This is a genomic window from Pseudomonas sp. R2-7-07, from assembly GCF_003852355.1.
GTDB lineage: Bacteria > Pseudomonadota > Gammaproteobacteria > Pseudomonadales > Pseudomonadaceae > Aquipseudomonas.
The window spans coordinates 4,353,959-4,374,205 of the sequence record NZ_CP027759.1; the positions used below are offsets into that span (position 1 = coordinate 4,353,959).

Here is a 20,247-nt window from a genome sequence, read left to right on the forward strand (position 1 = left end):
GTTGATAAATCAGGTGACTGACACACCGCTATCGGGGGGAAGCCCCTTCCCACATTTAGACCAGTGTTATGCCCGGGGTCAGAGTGGCTGGAACCACCAGGCTCGGGGTTTCCAGCGACGCCACCGGATACGCGCAATAATCCGCCGCGTAATACGCACTGGCGCGGTGGTTGCCCGAAGCCCCTACCCCGCCGAACGGTGCGGTGCTGGCGGCGCCGGTCAGCTGTTTGTTCCAGTTGACGATGCCGGCACGGCTTTCCAGCCAGAACTGCTGGTAACGCTCCTCGGAATCCGAGAGCAAACCAGCGGCCAAGCCGTACTGGGTGTTATTGGCCTCAGCGATTGCCGCAGCAAAATCCGCGTAGCGAATCACTTGCAACAGCGGGCCGAACAGTTCTTCGTCTTCGCGCTCGGCCACCGCCGTCACGTCGATGATACCTGGGGTCAGCAAGGCGGCCTGATCTCGCGGTTGGGTCATTTCCAGCAGGGCCACGGCGCCATTGGCCAACATCAGTTCCTGGGCGTCCATCAAGGCTTTGGCGGCCGCCAGGGAAATCACCGAGCCCATGAACGGCGCCGGTTGCTGGTCGAACGCGCCCACTTCAATGGCCGCGCTGACCGCCACCAGACGCGCCAGCAACACATCACCCCAGGCGCCTTGCGGCACCAGCAAGCGACGGGCGCAGGTGCAGCGTTGGCCGGCGGAGATAAACGCCGACTGGATGATGGTGTACACCGCCGCATCCATGTCGGCCACTTCGTCCACTACCAGCGGGTTGTTGCCGCCCATCTCCAGGGCCAGGATCTTGTCCGGGCGCCCGGAAAACTGCTCGTGCAGATGGTTGCCGGTGCGGCTGGAACCGGTGAAGAACAACCCGTCGATGCCTGGGTTGGCGGCCAACGCGATGCCGGTTTCCCGCGCACCTTGCAGCAGGTTCAACACGCCCGCCGGTAAACCCGCTTCGACCCAGCACTGCACGGTCAACTCGGCAACTTTCGGCGTGAGCTCGCTCGGCTTGAACAGTACGGTATTGCCCGCCAGCAGCGCCGGGACGATATGCCCGTTCGGCAAGTGGCCAGGAAAGTTGTAAGGGCCGAACACCGCCACCACGCCGTGGGGCTTGTGACGCAGCACAGCGGTGGCGTCGCCCAGGGGGCCGCTCTTCTCGCCGGTACGCTCGCGATAACTTTGCACCGAGATCGCGATCTTGTTGGCCATGCTGGTGACTTCGGTGGCCGATTCCCACAGCGGCTTACCAGTTTCCTCACCGATGCAGCGGGCGATTTCATCGGCGCGGCTTTTCAGGGTACTGGCGAAGGTTTCGAGCACACTGATGCGCTCTTCCAACGAACGCCGGGCCCAGCCTGGAAATGCCTGGCGTGCGGCCTGCACGGCGGACTCGACCTGCTCGGCCGTCGCACCGTTGCCGCTCCACAGCACCTGCTGGGTCACCGGGTTACGCGATTCAAACAGTTCACCCTGGCCGGCCAGCCAGCTACCTGCGATATACAACGAATTCATTATTTCGCCTCCCGGGCTGCGGACAACGGTACGGCACGCACTTGATCACCGACCACAAGCTGCAGACGCTTGGCGGTCAACGGATCGACCACCAACGTGCCCGCCGCCAAGCGAGCCGGGGCAGCAGTGATGCGGCAGTCTTCGCGTTTGCGGTTATGGATCAGGAACGGCGTGGCGTCGTCCCCCGGCGTGCCGATGGCCAGCACCAGCGCCTGGCTGTCGCGCACCGCACGGATCTTGCTGGTTTCACACTCCACCGCCGGGCCGGCGTCGAAAATATCCACATAGCCCTGGTAGCTGAAGCCTTCGCTCTTGAGCATGCTCAGCGCCGGCTCGGTATCCGGATGGACCTTGCCGATCACGTTGCGCGCGTCTTCGGAAAGAAAGCAGCTGTACAGCGGAAACTTGGGCATCAACTCAGCGATAAACGCTTTGTTGCCGACACCGGTGAGGTAGTCGGCCTGGCTGAATTCCATTTTGAAGAAGTGCCGGCCCAGGCTTTCCCAGAACGGCGAGCGCCCCGCTTCGTTGGACACGCCGCGCATCTCGGCGATGATCTTGTTGCCGAACAGTTGCGGGAATTCGGCAATGAACAGCATGCGCGCCTTGGCCAGCATGCGGCCGTTGAGGCCGTTGCGGTAATCGGCGTGCAGGAACAACGAACACAGCTCGGAGTTGCCGGTGAGGTCGTTGGCCAGGAACAGCGTCGGAATTTCGCGGTAGATGTTCAATTCCTGGGAGGCGCTGACCGTCAGGCCGACCCGGAAGTTGTACCACGGCTCGCGCAGGCCGACGGCGCCGGCGATGGCCGAAATGCCCACCACGCGGCCTTCGTCGTTCTCCAGCACGAAGAGGTAGTCGGCATCGCCGCGCCCGGCTTCGCCGCGAAAGGTTTTCTCGGCCCAGCCCACGCGGTGGGTCAGGCGCTCTTCGTTGGCCGGCAAGGTGGTGAGGCCGGTGCCGGTGCTGCGCGCCAGATCAATCAGGGCCGGTAAATCGCTGCTGCGTACGGGACGAACGATCATGCTATCTCCTCGAACGGGCCGCTTTGCAGCCACCCGCGAAACTCTGTTTTATACCGGCTCTCACACTGCAACAAGACGCACGCTCGCGCCTTCGCCAACGCCCAGGGCTTCGGCGGCGGCGAGGTCCAGGGTCACCGGTTTGCCGGGCGCGTAGTCCAGCTCCAGCATCACCGCACGGTAATCCTGCAACTGCGCGTTGCTCACCAGGTATTGGCGGCCGACACCCTTGAGCATCTCGCCGATCTTCACTGGCACCACGCGGCTCTGGGCGATCGAGCGGATACCCGAAACCCGCGCGTGCAGCGTCGGGCCGCCGTCGAAGATGTCGATGTAATGGTCGGTTTCGAAGCCCTCGCGCATGAGGATATCGAAGGTGATCTGCGCACGCGGGTGCACCTGGCCCATGGCTTCCTGGGCTTCGTCCGGCAGCAGCGGCACGTAGATCGGGTAATGCGGCATCAGCTCGGCGAGGAACGTACGGCTTTTCAGCCCGCACAGGCGCTCGGCGGCGGCGTAATTGAGGTCGAAGAAGTTGCGACCGATGGCGTCCCAGAACGGCGAATCACCGTTCTCGTCGCTGTAGCCGACGATCTCGGTCACCACTGAATCGGCAAAGCGCTCGGGGTGGCTGGCGACGAACAACAGGCGGCCACGGGAGTTGAGCTCCGACCACGGCGAACCGACCAGCTCAGGCACCACGTAGAAACTGGTGAGCAGGCTGTTACCGGTGAGGTCGTGACACTGGGACAACACATGGATCTTGTTGTGGATCTTCAGCTCGCGGGAGGCGTGCACGAAGGTTTCGTTACGGAAACTGTAGAAGGGTTCCGAGTAGCCGGCCGACGCGACGATGGCCGAGCAGCCCGCGAGCTTGCCCGTCTCGGTGTCTTCGAGCACGAAGAAATAGCTTTCTTCACCGTTGAAACTCACCTCGGCCGCGAAGGACGCTTCGCTGGCCGCGATCTTGTCGCTCAGGCGTTCCACATCATCCGGCAAGGAGGTGACACCAATCGGGCTGTCCGCAGCCAGACGCTGTACCTCGCCCAGATCAGCCATTTGCGCGGGGCGCATCACCAGCATGGTGTCACTCCTTAACTCGAAAAAATCATAGGGAAAAAATACCGGACACGTCAGGCACAACCCATATCCAATGTGGGAGGGGGCTTGCTCCCGATGGCGGTGGTTCAGTACCAGTTGCATCAACTGACCGTCCGCTATCGGGAGCAAGCCCCCTCCCACATTTGATCCGGTCCGGCAGAAAGATGTGTATCAGGCTTGGGTCAGCGTTTTTACGGCACGTTCGAAGCGATCCAGACCTTCGTTGATGTCCGCCTCTTCCACCACCAGGCTCGGCGCGAAACGCACCACGTCCGGGCCGGCTTGCAGGATCATCAGGTTTTCTTTCTCGGCGGCGTTGAACACGTCCTTGGCCTTGCCCTTGAACGCATCGCTCAATACGCAACCGATCAGCAGGCCCATGCCACGCACTTGGGTGAAGATGCCGTACTGCTCGCCGATCTGCTCCAGGCGCGCCTTGAACAGGTCGTGCTTGGCATTCACGCCGGCCAGCACCTCGGGAGTGTTGACCACGTCGATCACCGCTTCAGCCACTGCGCACGCCAGCGGGTTACCGCCGTAGGTGGTGCCGTGGGTGCCGACCACCAGGTGCTTGGCCAAGTCTTCGCGGGTGAGCATCGCGGCAATCGGGAAACCGCCACCCAGGCTCTTGGCGCTGGTGAGGATGTCCGGCACCACGCCGTAGTGTTGGTAAGCAAACAGGTGGCCGCTGCGGCCCATGCCGGTTTGCACTTCGTCGAACACCAGCAGCGCGTTGTTCGCGTCGCACAGTTCGCGGGCGCCTTGCAAATAAGCCAGCTCGGCCGGCAGTACGCCGCCTTCGCCCTGAATCGGCTCCAGCACCACGGCGCAGGTCTTGTCCGACACGGCGGCTTTCAAAGCGTCCAGGTCGTTATAAGGAACGTGGGTGATGCCGGTGATTTTAGGCCCGAAACCATCGGAGTACTTCGACTGACCACCGACGTTGACGGTGAACAGGGTCCGGCCGTGGAAGCTGTTCAGCGCGGCGATGATCTCGTACTTCTCGCTGCCGAAACGGTCGAACGCCACGCGACGGGCCAGCTTGAAGGCGGCCTCGTTGGCTTCGGCGCCGGAGTTGCAGAAGAACACACGCTCGGCAAACGTGGCGTCGATCAGCTTGTGCGCCAGGCGCAGCGCCGGCTCATTGGTGAACACGTTGGAGACATGCCACAGCTTGTTGGCCTGCTCGGTCAGTGCGCCGATCAGCGCCGGGTGGGCGTGGCCCAATACGTTGACCGCGATACCGCCGGCAAAGTCGATCAGCTCGCGACCCGCCTGGTCCCACACGCGCGAACCTGCGCCACGCACGGGAATGAAGGCGGCAGGTGCGTAGTTGGGCACCATGACCTGGTCGAAATCGGCACGTTGCACCGGGGCTTGCTCAACGGACATCGGAGTCTCCTGAAGAGGAACGCCTGCCTGGAACTGGCGGGCGATGCAGGGATTGTAAGGACAGTTTTCAGTGCGGCCTTGCCGCCAAGCGACAACTTCTTATAGCGCCAACCCGCGTTTTACGCGGGTTTACGCCAATGCGACAAATAGCGTCGCAATGGCGCAGTTTAAACCGTGCGCCCGCTCCGTGCGCAGGGGATCTTCGCAAATCGGCGCGGGCGTGGCGCCCCACGTATTTACCGCCGTCGATCGGGCGTGGACTGGTCTGCTGGATTAACACCTGTAGCCTCAAGGACCGATCCAATGCGCCAACGCCCCGTCCCCGTCGCACCCGACACCCACCACGCAATCCTCACGCAGGCCATCCCCCACTGGCTGGGGGATGCCGCGCCCGCCAGGCGTTCGGCCCTTGGCGAACACGCGCCGAGTATTCCCGACTGGTACAAGCACGCCTGCGACGCCCAACACGCAGAACTCAAGCGCCTGAACGGCGAAGCCTGGACCCGGCAGAACCAAGTGGACAAAGCCCTGGCCGAGCTCAAGAGCCCGGAGACGTTTGGCGCCGAGTTGCTGCAAGCGGCGCTCAAGCGCCAATATGCACTGGACCTGGATGTGCGCAGCACCTGGCTGCAACTCTACGTGCCCTTGACCCTCGCCGGGGTTCGCGTCAGGGCCGGGGCTTCGCGCACCTGGAGCGTATCGCTGCTGAAGGCCGCCCTGCACAACTTCGAGCCGGCTGAAGCCGAGCCCGATGCCTACGAGCAGAACTCCGGCTTCAGCACCCAACCCAATGCCGCCGGACACTTCCAGAGCTTGCCGGCGATTGCAGCGCGCATCAGCGTCGCGCAATTCGCCACCCTGTGCCGCGAACTCGATATCGGCGGGCGCTACCAGCGTTATCTCGAGGATTACCTGGGGCTGGGCAACCCCGTGGCCGAAGCGGTGCTTCAGGCCCGCGTCGAGCAAAGCCAGGCCAGCGCGCTCAAGCTGTCGCTGTACATGGCGCTGCTCAAGGGCGACATCCCGCAGGCCGGGTATGACGCGGTGCACAGCCTGATCAGCCACAGCAGCCGGCGCCCGGCATTGATCGCCCATGAGCTGGTCATCATGTCCAGTCGCCTGGTCGGGATTGTGGTGTTTTCGCCGCACCTGGACTCAAGCCGCGCGGTGGCGCCGGTCATCGCCTATATCCCCGACGACCCGCAGCACCCGATCAAGCAATACCCCAGCGCGCAGGCGTTTATGCAGGCGCTCGCGGCACGGCTGCGTTCGACGGACTTTCAACACTTTTTCAGCCGTTTTGTCAGCCATGCCGATATCGGCAGCTTCTTCGCCGACCTCAACCGCCGCCTGAGCGAAGTGACCTGGCACCCCCATACGCCGGGCGACCCGCTGCCGAGCTGGCGCGAGACCGAGGTGGACCGGCCGAAGCTGGAGTTTCGTGGCCTGCCCATCAAGCAACCCCTGTTCCAGCACCTGTACCAGATGAAGTTGAGCAAGTTGCGCGATGACGCGAGCAGCCAGGCGGTGTCCACCGCCGCCGTCAACCGCAAGGCCCGTTGGGAGCGCTGGGATCTGCTGCAGAAAATCGGCTCGGCGCTGCTGCAAGTGGCAGCCCTGATTGCCAGCCCTTTTGTTCCACCGCTTGGGCTGCTGATGCTGGGCTACACCGCCTACCAACTGCTGGACGAGGCCTTCGAGGGCGTTATCGACTGGGCTGAAGGCCTGACGCGGGAAGCGTTCGGGCACACCATGGGGTTTGTCGAGCAACTGGTGCAACTGGGCTTGTTTGCCACCGGAATCCCTATCGCCCAAGGCCTGTTGCGCAAGGTACTGCCCGGCGAGTGCCTGGGTTTTCTCAACGGCCTGACACCCGTGACCACAGCCGAGGGCGGTCAGCGCCTATGGAAACCCGACCTTGCGCCCTATCGTGTCAAGTTCACACCGCCCAAGACAGTACGCCCCGACCCACAAGGCCTGTACCGCTATAATGGCAACATCCTGCTGCCCTTGGATGGCGATTACTACAGCCTGCAACAAGACCCCGCCAGCCTGCGCTATTCCCTACGCCATCCCAGCCGCCCAGCCGCCTACGCTCCACGGTTACTGAACAACGGCCAGGGCGCCTGGATCACCGAAATGGAGCGCCCGCTGAACTGGGACAATGCCACCCTGATGCGTCGCCTCGGCTACCGGGCGGACGGGCTCAGCGACGCCCGCCTGCGCCAGGCACATAGCGTCAGCGGCACCCACGACAATGCCTTGCGCAAGATGCACATGCGCCAGCAAACGCTCCCCCCGCTGCTGGCCGACACCCTCAAGCGCTTCAAGATTGACCAGGCGCTGCAAGACTTCATCACGCAAATGAACAGCGATGACCCCGCAATTTACCGGCAGGCCGATATCCAGACTCAGTTGCAGGTACTGACCAGCAACGGCCTATGGCCGGTATCCAGGACACTGCGTCTTGTCGACTCCAGCGGCAATACCCAGTGGGAGTTCGCCGGGCAATCCGGTGCGCACGTGGTGCAGGTGCGCGAAAGCCAGCTGAAAAACGGTGAATTGCTGCGCATCCTGATCGACAGCCTGGATGAACCCGAGCGCAAGCTGCTGCTGGAGGAACCCGCCGACCTGCCCGCCGCGCACACTCACCTGCGCGCCGGCGCCCTGCGCAAAAAAATCGCCCGGCTTGCCCACGACAAACGCTTCAACCTGTTCGACTCCCGCTACCGCAGCGAAGAACGCAGCCCCATTGCCTCGCTGCAAAAAATCATTGATGCCGCCCCGGAACGCGGGCTGCCCACCAGCGTGGCCGAGGAACTGCTGGCCAGTGCCAGCGGCGCGGAGTGGCGGGCCATTGACCTCGGCAAGGTGCCCGCCCGTATCGTCGAGCAGGCCGCCTCGGCCCAGTTGGAGGTGCGCACCACCCGTGCCTACGAAGGGTTGTACCTGGACGCCGTCGACAACCCGGACACCTATCTGCTGGTCCTGCAGTCCCTGGAGCGCCTGCCCGGATGGTCGACCGACCTGCGCCTGGAACTGCGCGAGTACCACGCCAACGGCCCACTGCTGCAAGCCATCGGCGCCGAAGGCGCCACACTCAAGAGGACCCTGGTACGCACCGAAACGGGCCACTACACCCCGGTCGATGAAACGGGGCCGGTGTTCGCCGACACCGATTTCTACACCGCCATCCTCCAGGCTATCCCGGACAGCCAGCGCGACGCCCTGGACATCCATATCGGCCAGGGCGAACGCCTGCGCCAGGCGGTTGCCGAACATGTACTGGACCGCGAGCAATTGCGCGCCCTGCTCGGCAAGGACACCTATCGCGAACCCACGTATGATCCCGAAGTGATGCGCCTGCGTGGCGGCATGGAAGGCTACCAGGCCGCCGGACCGTCACAGGCGCAGCTCTCCCTCGAGCAGCGCGCCCACCACCTGTTGCCTCGGCTCAACCGCGAGCAGATCAGCGAACTGGTGCAAACCCTGGAAGACCGACCGGGCGGCGCCCTGCCCAGCCTGATCACGCTGCAGGCCGAGTACGACAAAATGGACACCGACCTTGCCGTGTGGGAGCACGCGACGCCGCCGTTCCACCCCATTACCGAGGCACCACTGACGACCCAGGAGTATCAATACGCCCGCCGCGATCGCGGGCTGTGGGCCGAAGAAATCAGGCGTAGCTGGCGTCAGGAAACCGAGATTGATGAGGTTCACGAACAGCCGGCTCTCAACGGCCATAAGCTGCAATTGACGATGCCCATCTACGGCGAACTGCCGGTGCTCACCGCTCGTTTCGAGCACATCACCCTGCTGGAGTTGAGCGGTGCGCACACCCCGCTGGAGGTGGACAGGTTTGTGCAAATGTTTCAACGCCTGCGTCACTTGAACATCAGCAAATTTTCCCTCGGCCGCCTTGCGCCGAGCATCGCCCGACTGCCCGACCTCAACACCCTGATCCTGAGCGACTGCAACATTATCTTGAGCGAAGAAAGCCGCGCAGCCTTCGGCGGCATGACCCGCCTGGTGACCCTGGACCTATACAACAACCCGCTGGGCCTGACCCCCAGCGTCGCCAATATGCCCCGGCTGCAGCACCTGGATTTAAGCTATACCGGCATTCGCGAGCTGCCGCCGGGCATGCTCGACCGCCCGGAGCTGGGACTGGCGGTGCTGTCGAACAACCAGATCAGCGAGCTACCGGCAGCGCTCTTCGATTTGCCGGTGGCCACCAGCCGTAAGTTCGACCTCAGCGCCAACCCGCTTTCGCGGGCGACCCTGCAGCGCGTCAAGGCTTACTACCAAAGGACCACAGGCCGCTGGGATATCGATGCGCCCAGTGCGGACATCGAGCAGGCCAAACGCCTGTTCCCGACCCTGAGCGACGATGACATCAATCAGCTCATTTTTGATTTTCCAGGTGACCTCGACGCCACCCAGGCCGAGCTGGAGCAGCTTGGCGCCGATTACCGCAGCATTCGCCAGGACCTGAGTCCCTGGGCCGAAGACCCGCTGGCCTCGGTCCAGGCGCGCGCCGCCCGCGCACGGTTGGTGGACACCCTCGAGGCTGTCTGGCGCCGGGAAGCCGAGCAGGATGAACAGGCCCAGGGCGATCAGCCATGCTTCACACTCAGGCTGACGCACCCCGTCAGCGGCGAGCTTCCCGCCCTGAGCCGGCCACTCAAGCAGGTCTCATCCCTGCTGCTGAGCGGCGATGGTTCCGACCTGCTGTTGGGGGCGTTCCTGCGCAGTTTTCCCAACCTGGAACGGCTGTCCGTTGAGCACTATGCCCTCAATCACTTTCCCAAGACCTTGCCGCACTTGCTGCGATTGACCCACCTGCGCCTGGACGACTGCGGCCTCACTCTCAACCCCGTCAGTACCCAGGTGCTGTCCGGCATGGTTCACCTCAAACACCTGGACCTGGCGAACAACCGCCTGAGCTGGCTGCCGGACTTCAACCGCCTGAGCAACCTCGCCAGCCTGTCGCTCAGTAACACAGGCCTGCGCGAAATTCCGCCGGCGCTGCTCTCCGGCAGTGTTTATCGAACACGGGTCGACCTGAGCCACAACGTCATCGAGGACATTTCCGATCAGGGGTTTGCATTGCCCGCCGTCTTCGGCGCGTCGTTCGACCTGGCGGGCAACCCGTTGTCGCGGCAAACATTGGCGCGTATCAAGACTTACTGCCAGGCCAGCGGCGAACACTGGAACGTCGAGGCGCCCCCGGTGCACGTGCAGCAGCTCCAGGCACTGTACCCAAGCCTGGGCGCCCGCGAAATCAATCGCCTGTATTTTCAGTTGCCCGGCGACCTGGACGCCGCCGCGCCTGAAATCACGCGCCGGGGCGTCGAATACCGCCAATTGGAACGTCAGTTGCTGGCCTGGGCCGCGGACATCCCGCAACGGGATCCGCTGCTCGACACGGTGCTGGACGAAGACACCCGCGCACGTGAACAACTGCGCCGACTGGCCTTCAAAAGCCTGCTCGAACGTTGCTGGCGCCGGGAGGGCGAACTGGACGACTCCGGCGTGTTTATCCGACGCAGCTTCAAGCTGGTGTTCGACGGGCAACTGTTGGGGGACATGCCGACGCTGACGGCGCGCTTCGACCACGTCACCCTGCTGGAAATCATCGGCGACGGCACCAATCAACAGGTCGACGGGTTGCTCAGGTGTTTTCCCAACCTGATCAACCTGACCATCGAGAGCCACACGCTGGGCGACCTGCCCGCCTCGTTGGTGCACCTGGGACGCCTGCGCTACCTGAAGCTGGCGCAAAACCACATCCGCTTGACGCCCGCCAGCAATGAGCTGCTGTCGGGCCTGGTCCAGCTGGAATACCTGGACCTGAGCAACAACCCCCTGACCCTGACGCCTGACCTGCGTCATTTCGGGCGATTGGTATCGGTTTACCTGCACAGCTGTGAGCTGACAAACGTACCGGAAGGGATCTTCAGCCTGCGCCGCCTGCGGGTCGTGGACCTGAGCGACAACCAGATCATGGAGCTGCCCAGCGACCTGCTGGAAATGCCCATGCCGCTGGATGACGACTCTGATTTGAGCGGCAATCCGTTGTCTGCGCAAAGCCTGGAACTGCTGCGCAGTTACTACCGCCAGACGGGCTACGAATTAGGCGTGGAAGACGCGATGTTCGACGGCGCCGGCGTTCCCCTGTCGGCGCCCGGCACGCCCCAGCCGATGGAGGAATAACGGCGCGACTCAACCGCGCTCGGACGGCACCGACGACAGTTCGAACGGGCTGCTGCTGCGCCGCTGGTTGCGGTCTTCACGCGGGGTGGCGCCGAAGAAGTTGCGGTAGGCGCTGGAAAAATGCGGCCCCGAGGAGAAGCCGCACGACAGGCCGATCTGGATGATCGACTTGCTGGTCTGCATGAGCATCTGGCGCGCCTTGTTCAGGCGCAGCTCCAGGTAGTACTGGCTGGGGACGCGATTGAGGTACTGCTTGAAGATCCGCTCCAGTTGTCGTCGCGACACACACACGTGCTGGGCGATTTCATCGGTGGTCAGCGGCTCCTCGATATTGGCTTCCATCAGCAACACCGCCTGGGTCAGCTTCGGATGGCTGGAGCCCAGGCGGTTTTGCAGCGGAATGCGCTGGCGCTCGCCGCCTTCGCGGATGCGCTCGACCACCAGTTCTTCGGAGACCGCACCGGCCAGTTCGGCGCCGTGATCACGGGCCAATACCGCCAGCAGCAGGTCGAGTACCGACATGCCACCGCAGGCGGTCAGGCGGTCGCGATCCCAGTCGAACAGATGGCTGGTGGCGATGACCTTGGGGAAACGCTCGGCAAAATCATCCTGCCAACGCCAGTGCACGGCGGCGCGGTAGCCGTCGAGCAGGCCGAGCTGGGCCAACGGGTACACACCGGCCGACAGGCCACCGATCACACAACCGGCGCGCACCAGTTGCTTGAGGGCGGAGCTCAGTTGCGAAGCGATAACGGTGGGCGGCTCGTCGGCCAGCAGGAACAGTTTCTGGAAGCCTTCCAGCTTACCGGCCCACGGTTCGCCCGGCAGTTGCCACGCGCCTTCGGTGGCCGGCTCTGCGAGCAAAAACGACAGCTCGTAGACCACGTCCGGATGCACCCGCTGAGCAACGCGCAAGGCCTCCTCAGCCAGCGCAAGCGTGAGGGCTTTTGTGCTGGGCCAAATCAGGAAACCAATTTTATGGGCGGTCATGGAAGGCTATCCGAAGCGAGTAACGGTAATGAAGACAAAGGCCAATGCTAGCCCGTAAGTGAATAGAAATCTCAAAACGATGAAGATCCCAATGTGGGAGGGGGCTTGCTCCCGATAGCGGCGGATCAGTCAGCAAATGTGTATCTGATGTACCGCTATCGGGGGCAAGCCCCCTCCCACAGGGTGCAGCGTCTCCAGTGAAGTGGGTTATTTCAAGCTGCCGGAGAGGAACTGCTGAAGGCGCACAGACTGCGGATTCACCAGCACTTCACGCGGATTGCCGCGCTCTTCGACGATACCTTTGTGCAAAAACACCAACTGGTTCGACACCTCACGGGCAAAGCCCATTTCGTGGGTCACCACCACCATGGTGCGGCCTTCCAGAGCCAAATCCTGCATCACCTTGAGCACTTCGCCGACCAGCTCCGGGTCGAGGGCCGAGGTGGGCTCGTCGAACAGCATCACCTCCGGCTCCATCGCCAGGGCACGGGCGATCGCCACGCGCTGCTGCTCGCCGCCGGACATGTGGCCGGGGAACGCATCCTTGCGATGGCCCACGCCGACCTTGGCCAGATAATGCTCGGCCTTCTCACGGGCGTCTTTTTTCGACATGCCAAGCACGTGCACCGGCGCTTCCATCACGTTTTCCAGCGCGGTCATGTGCGACCACAGGTTGAAATGCTGGAACACCATGGACAGGCGCGAACGCATGCGTTGCAGTTGTTTAGGGTCGGCGGCCTTCATGGCGCCATCTTTGTTCGCGACCAGTTTCAGCTCTTCGTTATTGAGCAGAATCTTGCCGGCGTGAGGTTGCTCGAGCAGGTTGATGCAGCGCAAAAAGGTACTTTTGCCCGAACCACTGGAGCCGATGATGCTGATCACATCACCGGCAGCGGCGGCCAGGGACACGCCTTTGAGCACTTCATGACTGCCATAGCGTTTATGCAGGTCTTGGACTTCAAGTTTGTACATGCGGTCGGTTCTCACAAAAACAGGTGGTCAGTCGTTGAGCAAGCGCCCGTGACGCAGCGCTTCGCGCCCCGCCACCTTGGCCAGCCAGAAACCCGCTTGGGCATAACGCAGCCGTTCAACGGCGAACAACACCCCGGACGTGCCCGCGCAGACGATGCTGACGCGGTCGGTCAGAGGATCAATCACTTCAAAAATCGGTTCGCCGGTTTCAACCCAGTCACCGGCTTTACGCAGGTAACTGATCACCCCGGCGTGGGGGGCGAACAGCAGCTCGGTGCCTTCGAAGGGCATGCCTTCACACGCCTCGTGCTGCGGTGCGGGCCATTCGCCCTTGATCAAGCCTTGCTCGGCGAGGAACGCCAGGATGCCCTCGGCGTGGAAGATCGCCTCGTCGCGGCCGGTGTCGGCCTGGCCGCCCAACTCCAGGGTTGTCGCCAGACAGGCCAGCGCAATCTGTGCCTCGGGGAATGCCCGGGACAAACGCAACCATGGCAACGAACACGCTTCGTCAAACGAACTGCCGCCGGAATCTTCCGCCAGCAGGCCGACCTTCACATTCAAATGCGCCGACAGCGAACGCCACTGCGGCCAGTGCTGGGGCAGCGCATACATGTGCAGCGCGGCTTCGGCGTCGCAATGCAGGTCGAGGACGATGTCGGCGGTGCAGGCATGGCCCAGCAGAATGCGCTGCATGCCTTGCAACTGGCTGGTCGGCGGCGGCAAGGCGTTGAGCACATCGCTCATGGCCTGGCGGATCAGGCGCACATTGGCGTGGGGGTCATCGCCCAGCTTGCCGTGCAGACGCTCGGCGACGGGCGCGCTCAACTCGACGAAATCGCGGTTGAAATTCTTGCCGCTGCCGACCTCGAAACGCCCCTGGTGGCTGCCTTGCAGCAGCTGGCCCAGGCCCATCGGATTGGCCACGGGCACCAGCTCGATCACGCCATTGAGCGCCCCTTGGCGTTCCAGGTCGGTAAGGCGTTTTTTCAACTCCCAGGCGGCGCGCATGCCGGGTAACTCATCGGCGTGCAGGCTGGCCTGGATATAGGCCTTGCGCTCGCCACTGCCGAAACGGAACACACTCAGCTGGCGCTCACAACCCAGGTGGCCCCAGGGCAACAGGTGATCGATACGTTCCATATCAATGCTTCCGTGGCGCCAGGTAGCTCAGCCAGCGGCGCTCGGCCAACTTGAACAGGCGCACCAGGATGAACGTCAGGCACAGGTAGAACGCGCCAGCGGTGATATAGGCTTCAAACGGCAGGTAGTACTGGGCATTCACCGTGCGCGCGGCACCGGTGATGTCGATCAAGGTGACGATGGAGGCCAGGCTGGTGGTCTGCAGCATCATGATCACTTCGTTGCTGTACTGCGGCAGCGCGCGGCGCAGGGCCGAGGGCAGCAGGATGCGACGGTACAGCTTGTAGCGCGACATGCCCATGGCCTTGGCCGCTTCGATCTCGCCATTGGGCGTGGCCTTGAGGCTGCCGGCGATGATCTCGGCGGTGTAGGCGCTGGTGTTGATCGCGAACGCCAGGCACGCGCAAAACGTGGCGCTGGACAGCAACGGCCACAGGAAGCTTTCGCGCACGGCCTCGAACTGGGCCAGGCCGTAGTAGATCAGGAACAGCTGCACCAGCATCGGTGTGCCGCGGATCACATAGGTGTAGAGCCATGCCACGCCGTTGACGATCGGCTGCTTGGACACGCGCATCAAGCCCAGGGGCAAGGCGGCGAGCAAGCCGAAGAACAGCGAAATGGCGAGCAGTTTCAGGGTGGTCAGCAAGCCGCCAAGGTACAGCGGCATGGCCTCCCAGATGACGTTGTAGTCGAAGATCATAGATCAGCCGCCCTTACGCCTACCGAGTAGCGCTTCTCAAGATAGCGCAGGGCCAGCAACGACACGCTGGTGATCACCAGGTACATCGCCGCCACTGCGAGGAAGAAGGTAAAAGGCTCGCGGGTGGCGTCGGCCGCCTGCTTGGCCTTGAACATCATGTCTTGCAGGCCCACCACTGAAATCAGCGCGGTGGCCTTGGTGAGTACCAGCCAGTTGTTGGTAAACCCGGGGATTGCCAGCCGAATCATCTGCGGCACCATCACCCGGAAAAACACCTGGAAGCTGCTCATGCCATACGCCAGGCCGGCCTCGGCCTGGCCCTTGGGAATGGCCATGAAGGCGCCGCGGAAGGTTTCCGACAGGTAGGCGCCAAAGATGAAACCCAGGGTGCCGATACCGGCGGCCAGGGGGTTCAGGTCAATATAGTCGTCAAAGCCGAGCATCGGCGCGACGCGGTTAAGCAAGTCCTGGCCACCGTAGAAAATCAGCAGGATCAGCACCAGGTCGGGGATCCCGCGGATCACCGTGGAGTACAGGTCGCCCAGCCACGCCAGCCAGCGCACCGGCGACAGGCGCAACGCGACCCCGATCAGACCCAGAACAATGGCCAGGGCCATGGACGACAAGGCGAGCTGAAGCGTCAACCATGCGCCATCGAGGATGACGGCCCCGTAGCCTTTCAACATGATTCAGGTCCTCGAAAAGGGGGATGAAAAAATGGCGCAAACTTCAGAGTGTTCTGTTGCTTGCGCCATTTCGGACAGACAGCTGCGACTATTTACTTGGTATCAGCGCCGTAAATATCGAAGTCGAAGTACTTGTCCTGGATCTTCTTGTATTCGCCGTTGGCGCGGATCGCGGCAATAGCGGCGTTGATGCGCTCCAGGTTTTCCTTGTCGCCTTTGCGAACCGCGATGCCTATGCCGTCGCCGAAGTATTTGGCGTCGGTGAACGCGGGACCTGTGAACGCGTAGCCTTTGCCGGCGTCGGTTTTCAGGAAACCGTCCTGCAGCAGGGTGGCGTCGGCCACGGTGCCGTCGAGGCGACCGGCTTGCACGTCCAGGTAGATTTCGTTCTGGGTGCCGTAAGGAACGATGGTGGCGCCCTTCGGTGCCAGGACTTCCTTGGCGAAACGGTCATGGATCGAACCGCGCTGCACGCCGATCTTCTTGCCTTTCAATTCATCCAGGCTGTCGCTCACGGCAGTGCCTTCCTTCATCACCAGGCGAGCTGGGGTCAGGTAGTAGCGGGTGGTGAAGTCCACGGACTTCTTGCGGTCTTCAGTAATGGACATGGATGACAGGATCGCGTCGATCTTGCGCACTTTCAGCGCAGGGATCAGACCGTCGAATTCCTGCTCAACCCACGTGCACTTCACGTCCATCTGCTTGCACAGGGCGTTGCCGATGTCGTAGTCAAAACCGACGATGCTGCCATCCGGCGCCTTCGAGGCAAACGGAGGGTAAGCGGCTTCGATACCAATTTTCAGCGGTTTGCCTTCAGCGAAAGCCTGCATGGACAGCACGGACAGCGCCAGGGCGCCCAACAGCACGAGTTTCTTCATCTTGGGACTCCATCGGTATAGGGCAAAACAGCAGTATGAGCCATGGCCCACGATGCGGCGAAGGTGAAACCGAAAGCGGTGCAGCGTCCTGCGCCAGTGCGTGCCAGCGACGACGAGCGAGTGATCGGCATTCTAACGACAGGCTGGAAGCCGATATTTCCTCAATGCGACAACAATTTACAGAAGCACCGAGAAAGCGGTTCCAACTCATTGACAGCCTCTGAATTTTATGCAGAGACAAAAGATATTAAACCAGCTGATGCTGCAAATTGCGGGCCTATTATTCGCAAACCCTTCTAGCACGGCAAGTGTGGCGTTTAATCTTATTTCAAAGGGTGTCTAAAACGCGGTTTTCCTGGGCGCGAGCGTAGCCGTTTGCCTCATGCCTGGGCGCGGGGTTACACATTTGCGTTAACCGGTAACATTCAGAAACGTCCTACTGTGAAAACCGATATTTATTTGTCAGCTGGCTATGCAGGCAGCAGCTGTACAGGCCTTGAAATGCAATCCAAATGTGGGAGGGGGCTTGCTCCCGATAGCGGCAGGTCAGTGACAGCTGTATCAACTGACCCAACGCTATCGGGAGCAAGCCCCCTCCCACAATAGAGCTTCAGTGGTCTCGAGAGCGTATTAAAAAGCCCCACCCGGCCTACGCCGAATGGGGCTCTTTCCCACCCACTCCGCCTTACGCGACGTTCATGGTCTTGTGCGTCTCGATCAAATGCGCCACCACCCCTGGGTCGGCCAGGGTGGAGATGTCGCCCAACCCGTCATACTCAGCCGTGGCAATCTTGCGCAGAATCCGCCGCATGATTTTCCCCGAACGCGTCTTCGGCAAGCCTGGCGCCCACTGGATCACGTCCGGTGAGGCAATCGGGCCGATTTCCTTGCGCACCCAGTTTTTCAGCTCCAGGCGCAATTGTTCGGTCGGCTCTTCGCCACCGATCAAAGTGACATAGACATAAATGCCCTGCCCCTTGATGTCATGCGGCACGCCGACCACCGCCGCTTCCGCGACTTTCGGGTGTGCCACCATGGCGCTTTCGATCTCGGCCGTGCCCATGCGGTGGCCGGACACGTTCAACACGTCATCCACACGCCCGGTGATCCAGTAGTAGCCGTCCTCATCGCGCCGCGCACCGTCGCCGGTGAAGTACATGCCGCGGAAGGTCTTGAAGTAGGTGTCCACAAAACGGTCATGGTCGCCAAACAGCGTACGCGCCTGGCCCGGCCACGAATCGAGGATCACCAGATTGCCTTCGGCCGCGCCTTCGATCAGGTTACCGAGGTTGTCCACCAGCGCCGGCACCACACCGAAGAACGGCCGCGCCGCCGAACCCGGCTTGAGCGCATGGGCGCCCGGCAGCGGGCTCATCATGTTGCCGCCGGTTTCGGTCTGCCACCAGGTGTCGACAATCGGGCAACGGGATTGGCCGACATTCTTGTAGTACCAGTCCCAGGCTTCCGGGTTGATCGGCTCGCCTACCGAGCCCAACAGGCGCAGGCTGCTGCCATCGGCGCCTTCAACGGCGGCGGTGCCCGATGCCATCATGGCGCGGATCGCGGTGGGTGCGGTGTAGAGGATATTGACCTTGTGCTTGTCGACGATCTTCGCCACCCGGGTGATGTCCGGATAGTTCGGCACACCTTCAAACAACAAGGTGGTCGCGCCATTCGCCAGCGGGCCGTAGACGATATAAGTGTGGCCGGTGACCCAGCCCACGTCGGCGGTGCACCAGTAGATTTCGCCCGGGCGGTAGTCGAACACCCGCTCATGGGTCAGGGCTGCATACAGCAGGTAACCGCCGGTGGTGTGTTGCACGCCCTTGGGCTTGCCGGTGGACCCGGAGGTATAGAGGATGAACAGCGCTTCTTCGGCGCCCATCTCTTTGGGCGCACACACGGTGCCCGCCACTTTCATCAGGTCTTCGTACCAGATGTCACGATGCTGGTTCCACTTGATCGTGCCATTGGTGCGCTTGCACACGATGACCTTCTGGATGCTGCTGGTTTCCGGATTGGTCAGTGCGTCATCGACGTTGGCCTTCAGCGGAATCTTCTTACCGGCGCGAATGCCTTCGTCGGCAGTGATCACCACCTTCGACTTACAGTCGATGATGCGACCGGCCAGGGCTTCCGGCGAGAAACCGCCGAACACCACGGAATGAATCGCACCGATGCGGGTACAGGCCAGCATGGCGACCACGGCTTCGGGGATCATCGGCATATAGATAGTCACTACGTCGCCGCGATGCACATCCTGGCCGCGCAGGGCGTTGGCGAACTTGCAGACTTGTTCATGCAGCTCGCGGTACGTGATGTTGCGGCTCTCGGCCGGGTCATCGCCCTCCCAGATGATCGCGATCTGGTCGCCACGCTCGGCGAGGTGACGGTCCAGGCAGTTGTAGGAAACGTTCAGGGTGCCATCGGCGAACCACTTGATGTCGACATGGTGATCGTCGAACGACGTCTGCTTCACCGTGGTGAAAGGCTTGATCCAGTCAAGACGCTTGGCTTGCTCGCGCCAGAAACCATCGGGATTGACCACCGATTGCTGGTACATCGCCTTGTAGGTCGCCTCGTCGGTCAGCGTGTTGGCTGCTACTTCGGGCCGGACGGGGTACAGGGAAGCCGCACTCATCTTTCTTACCTCGGTGACATAGTTGTTGTTGTATGGCCCCTGTTGTAGCCGGGGTGGGCCTATAGAACCATTCGACGATGGTAGTAACAAGACCCTACAAATTACCCAGCTATGCCCGGCTGCCGCTCTGGCCCGCGCCCCGTGGCGCTTCGCGGGTTTCTGAAAAAACCTTCATCAGGGGATTGTTACAAAAACTGCCAAAAGTGTTTATCAAAACCACGGGTATATGAATATAAGCCGCAGGCCTAGAATCAACCCCGTCAACACGACACCGAGATTAACACCGCAACAGCCCCCGCGAAGGCAACGTTAATCCGAACTTCCCAACTCTCAAGTTACACACGCGGCCTCACAAGGGCCCCGTGACCCCTTTCGCCCTGAAGAAGGTAAACAGAGAAATGAAAGCGTTATTAGTTTTAGCCCTCAGCAGCCTGTGCGCCACCGCCGCCCTGGCCGACGAAGCCCCGACCGAGCTGGCTGGCCAGAACGCCCCGATTGTTGAGGACTATACCTACAGCACCCACTTGGACGTCGCTAAAGTAGTCTCCATGAGCAACATCCCGGAAGTATGCGAAGTTGTACCGGCGAAGATGGAATATGAAGATTCCCAAGGTCAGCGTCATATTCTTAATTATCATGTAATGGGTAATGGTTGCTCTAACGGCTGATTATTGGTTAGTGGATTCTTGTTCGCCGCAAGAAATCGTTCTTGCGGCAAAGAGCCGGTCCTTAATTCACCGCACTCCCCTCCACAAAAAAACATCCCACCGCCCGTCAAAAACTTCCTACCCCGCCAACCCCCTGCAAACCCTCGCCCTGGCCCAAATAGCAGCCTTTTTGTCCGCTCACCGGGACAATCCGCCACAACACAAACCCGAATTTTTCCCTATAATGCGCGGGTAAATCGGGCCTGCAATATCCCTTTACACAGGGACGAAGAGCCAGACCTGAGGCCTCCGCTGGAGCAAGCCCCGCCGCTCCGCACCT

At 61.9% G+C, this 20,247-nt stretch carries 14 protein-coding genes; 3 read left to right on the forward strand and 11 right to left on the reverse strand.

Features of this window, described 5'->3' with window-relative positions:
* Positions 1-55: 55 nt before the first annotated feature.
* From astD to C4J86_RS19980, 4 genes are all read right to left on the reverse strand, one after another.
* On the reverse strand, positions 56-1,525 hold the full coding sequence (astD, locus tag C4J86_RS19965; protein ID WP_164487799.1) for a succinylglutamate-semialdehyde dehydrogenase: 1,470 nt from the start codon (positions 1,523-1,525) through the stop codon (positions 56-58).
* Positions 1,522-2,547: an arginine N-succinyltransferase gene (gene astA, locus C4J86_RS19970; protein ID WP_124371608.1), complete on the reverse strand. Its 1,026-nt coding sequence runs from the start codon at positions 2,545-2,547 to the stop codon at positions 1,522-1,524. Before astA ends, astD begins: the two co-directional genes overlap by 4 nt.
* A gap of 60 nt (positions 2,548-2,607) precedes the next feature.
* Complete coding sequence (aruF, locus tag C4J86_RS19975; RefSeq protein ID WP_124364050.1) at positions 2,608-3,627, reverse strand: arginine/ornithine succinyltransferase subunit alpha; 1,020 nt, start codon at positions 3,625-3,627, stop codon at positions 2,608-2,610.
* Between the two features lie 189 nt (positions 3,628-3,816).
* On the reverse strand, positions 3,817-5,037 hold the full coding sequence (locus tag C4J86_RS19980) for an aspartate aminotransferase family protein (RefSeq protein ID WP_124371609.1): 1,221 nt from the start codon (positions 5,035-5,037) through the stop codon (positions 3,817-3,819).
* A 303-nt stretch (positions 5,038-5,340) separates the two neighbouring features.
* Here C4J86_RS19980 and C4J86_RS19985 point away from each other — a divergent pair, with 303 nt between their 5' ends.
* Entirely contained in the window at positions 5,341-11,253 is a 5,913-nt protein-coding gene (locus C4J86_RS19985; protein ID WP_124371610.1) for a leucine-rich repeat domain-containing protein, read from the forward strand.
* 9 nt (positions 11,254-11,262) lie between these two features.
* Here the strand turns inward: C4J86_RS19985 and argR are convergent, their stop codons facing one another.
* The 6 genes from argR to C4J86_RS20015 form a co-directional block, all read right to left on the reverse strand.
* A complete protein-coding gene (argR, locus tag C4J86_RS19990) occupies positions 11,263-12,243 on the reverse strand; it encodes a transcriptional regulator ArgR (RefSeq protein ID WP_124371611.1) in 981 nt (326 codons plus the stop codon).
* Between the two features lie 207 nt (positions 12,244-12,450).
* The gene (locus tag C4J86_RS19995; protein ID WP_124371612.1) at positions 12,451-13,215 is read right to left on the reverse strand and encodes an ABC transporter ATP-binding protein; all 765 of its coding nucleotides are present in this window, start codon (positions 13,213-13,215) and stop codon (positions 12,451-12,453) included.
* Between the two features lie 27 nt (positions 13,216-13,242).
* On the reverse strand, positions 13,243-14,355 hold the full coding sequence (locus C4J86_RS20000) for a succinylglutamate desuccinylase/aspartoacylase family protein (protein ID WP_124371613.1): 1,113 nt from the start codon (positions 14,353-14,355) through the stop codon (positions 13,243-13,245).
* A gap of 1 nt (position 14,356) precedes the next feature.
* The gene (locus C4J86_RS20005) at positions 14,357-15,055 is read right to left on the reverse strand and encodes an ABC transporter permease (protein WP_124371614.1); all 699 of its coding nucleotides are present in this window, start codon (positions 15,053-15,055) and stop codon (positions 14,357-14,359) included.
* Entirely contained in the window at positions 15,052-15,741 is a 690-nt protein-coding gene (locus tag C4J86_RS20010; protein ID WP_078738713.1) for an ABC transporter permease, read from the reverse strand. The genes C4J86_RS20005 and C4J86_RS20010 overlap by 4 nt, the downstream gene beginning before the upstream one ends.
* A gap of 92 nt (positions 15,742-15,833) precedes the next feature.
* Entirely contained in the window at positions 15,834-16,619 is a 786-nt protein-coding gene (locus C4J86_RS20015; protein WP_124371615.1) for an ABC transporter substrate-binding protein, read from the reverse strand.
* A gap of 42 nt (positions 16,620-16,661) precedes the next feature.
* On the opposite strand from C4J86_RS20015, the gene C4J86_RS20020 reads away from it, so the two are divergent.
* On the forward strand, positions 16,662-16,919 hold the full coding sequence (locus C4J86_RS20020; RefSeq protein WP_124364057.1) for a hypothetical protein: 258 nt from the start codon (positions 16,662-16,664) through the stop codon (positions 16,917-16,919).
* A 385-nt stretch (positions 16,920-17,304) separates the two neighbouring features.
* On the opposite strand, the gene acs is transcribed toward C4J86_RS20020, so the two are convergent.
* Positions 17,305-19,260, reverse strand: coding sequence for an acetate--CoA ligase (gene acs, locus C4J86_RS20025; protein ID WP_124368069.1), 1,956 nt, complete (start codon positions 19,258-19,260; stop codon positions 17,305-17,307).
* 398 nt (positions 19,261-19,658) lie between these two features.
* Between acs and C4J86_RS20030 the strand changes: the two genes are divergently transcribed.
* On the forward strand, positions 19,659-19,928 hold the full coding sequence (locus C4J86_RS20030) for a DUF2790 domain-containing protein (RefSeq protein ID WP_124364059.1): 270 nt from the start codon (positions 19,659-19,661) through the stop codon (positions 19,926-19,928).
* Positions 19,929-20,247: the final 319 nt, after the last annotated feature.

Coding starts and splice junctions, on each gene's coding strand:
- astA (WP_124371608.1), bottom strand. CDS start 2,547: ATGATCGTTCGTCCCGTACGCAGCAGCGATTTACCGGCCCTGATTGAT.
- aruF (WP_124364050.1), bottom strand. CDS start 3,627: ATGCTGGTGATGCGCCCCGCGCAAATGGCTGATCTGGGCGAGGTACAG.
- C4J86_RS19980 (WP_124371609.1), bottom strand. CDS start 5,037: ATGTCCGTTGAGCAAGCCCCGGTGCAACGTGCCGATTTCGACCAGGTC.
- C4J86_RS19985 (WP_124371610.1), top strand. CDS start 5,341: ATGCGCCAACGCCCCGTCCCCGTCGCACCCGACACCCACCACGCAATC.
- argR (WP_124371611.1), bottom strand. CDS start 12,243: ATGACCGCCCATAAAATTGGTTTCCTGATTTGGCCCAGCACAAAAGCC.
- C4J86_RS19995 (WP_124371612.1), bottom strand. CDS start 13,215: ATGTACAAACTTGAAGTCCAAGACCTGCATAAACGCTATGGCAGTCAT.
- C4J86_RS20000 (WP_124371613.1), bottom strand. CDS start 14,355: ATGGAACGTATCGATCACCTGTTGCCCTGGGGCCACCTGGGTTGTGAG.
- C4J86_RS20005 (WP_124371614.1), bottom strand. CDS start 15,055: ATGATCTTCGACTACAACGTCATCTGGGAGGCCATGCCGCTGTACCTT.
- C4J86_RS20010 (WP_078738713.1), bottom strand. CDS start 15,741: ATGTTGAAAGGCTACGGGGCCGTCATCCTCGATGGCGCATGGTTGACG.
- C4J86_RS20015 (WP_124371615.1), bottom strand. CDS start 16,619: ATGAAGAAACTCGTGCTGTTGGGCGCCCTGGCGCTGTCCGTGCTGTCC.
- C4J86_RS20020 (WP_124364057.1), top strand. CDS start 16,662: ATGGCCCACGATGCGGCGAAGGTGAAACCGAAAGCGGTGCAGCGTCCT.
- acs (WP_124368069.1), bottom strand. CDS start 19,260: ATGAGTGCGGCTTCCCTGTACCCCGTCCGGCCCGAAGTAGCAGCCAAC.
- C4J86_RS20030 (WP_124364059.1), top strand. CDS start 19,659: ATGAAAGCGTTATTAGTTTTAGCCCTCAGCAGCCTGTGCGCCACCGCC.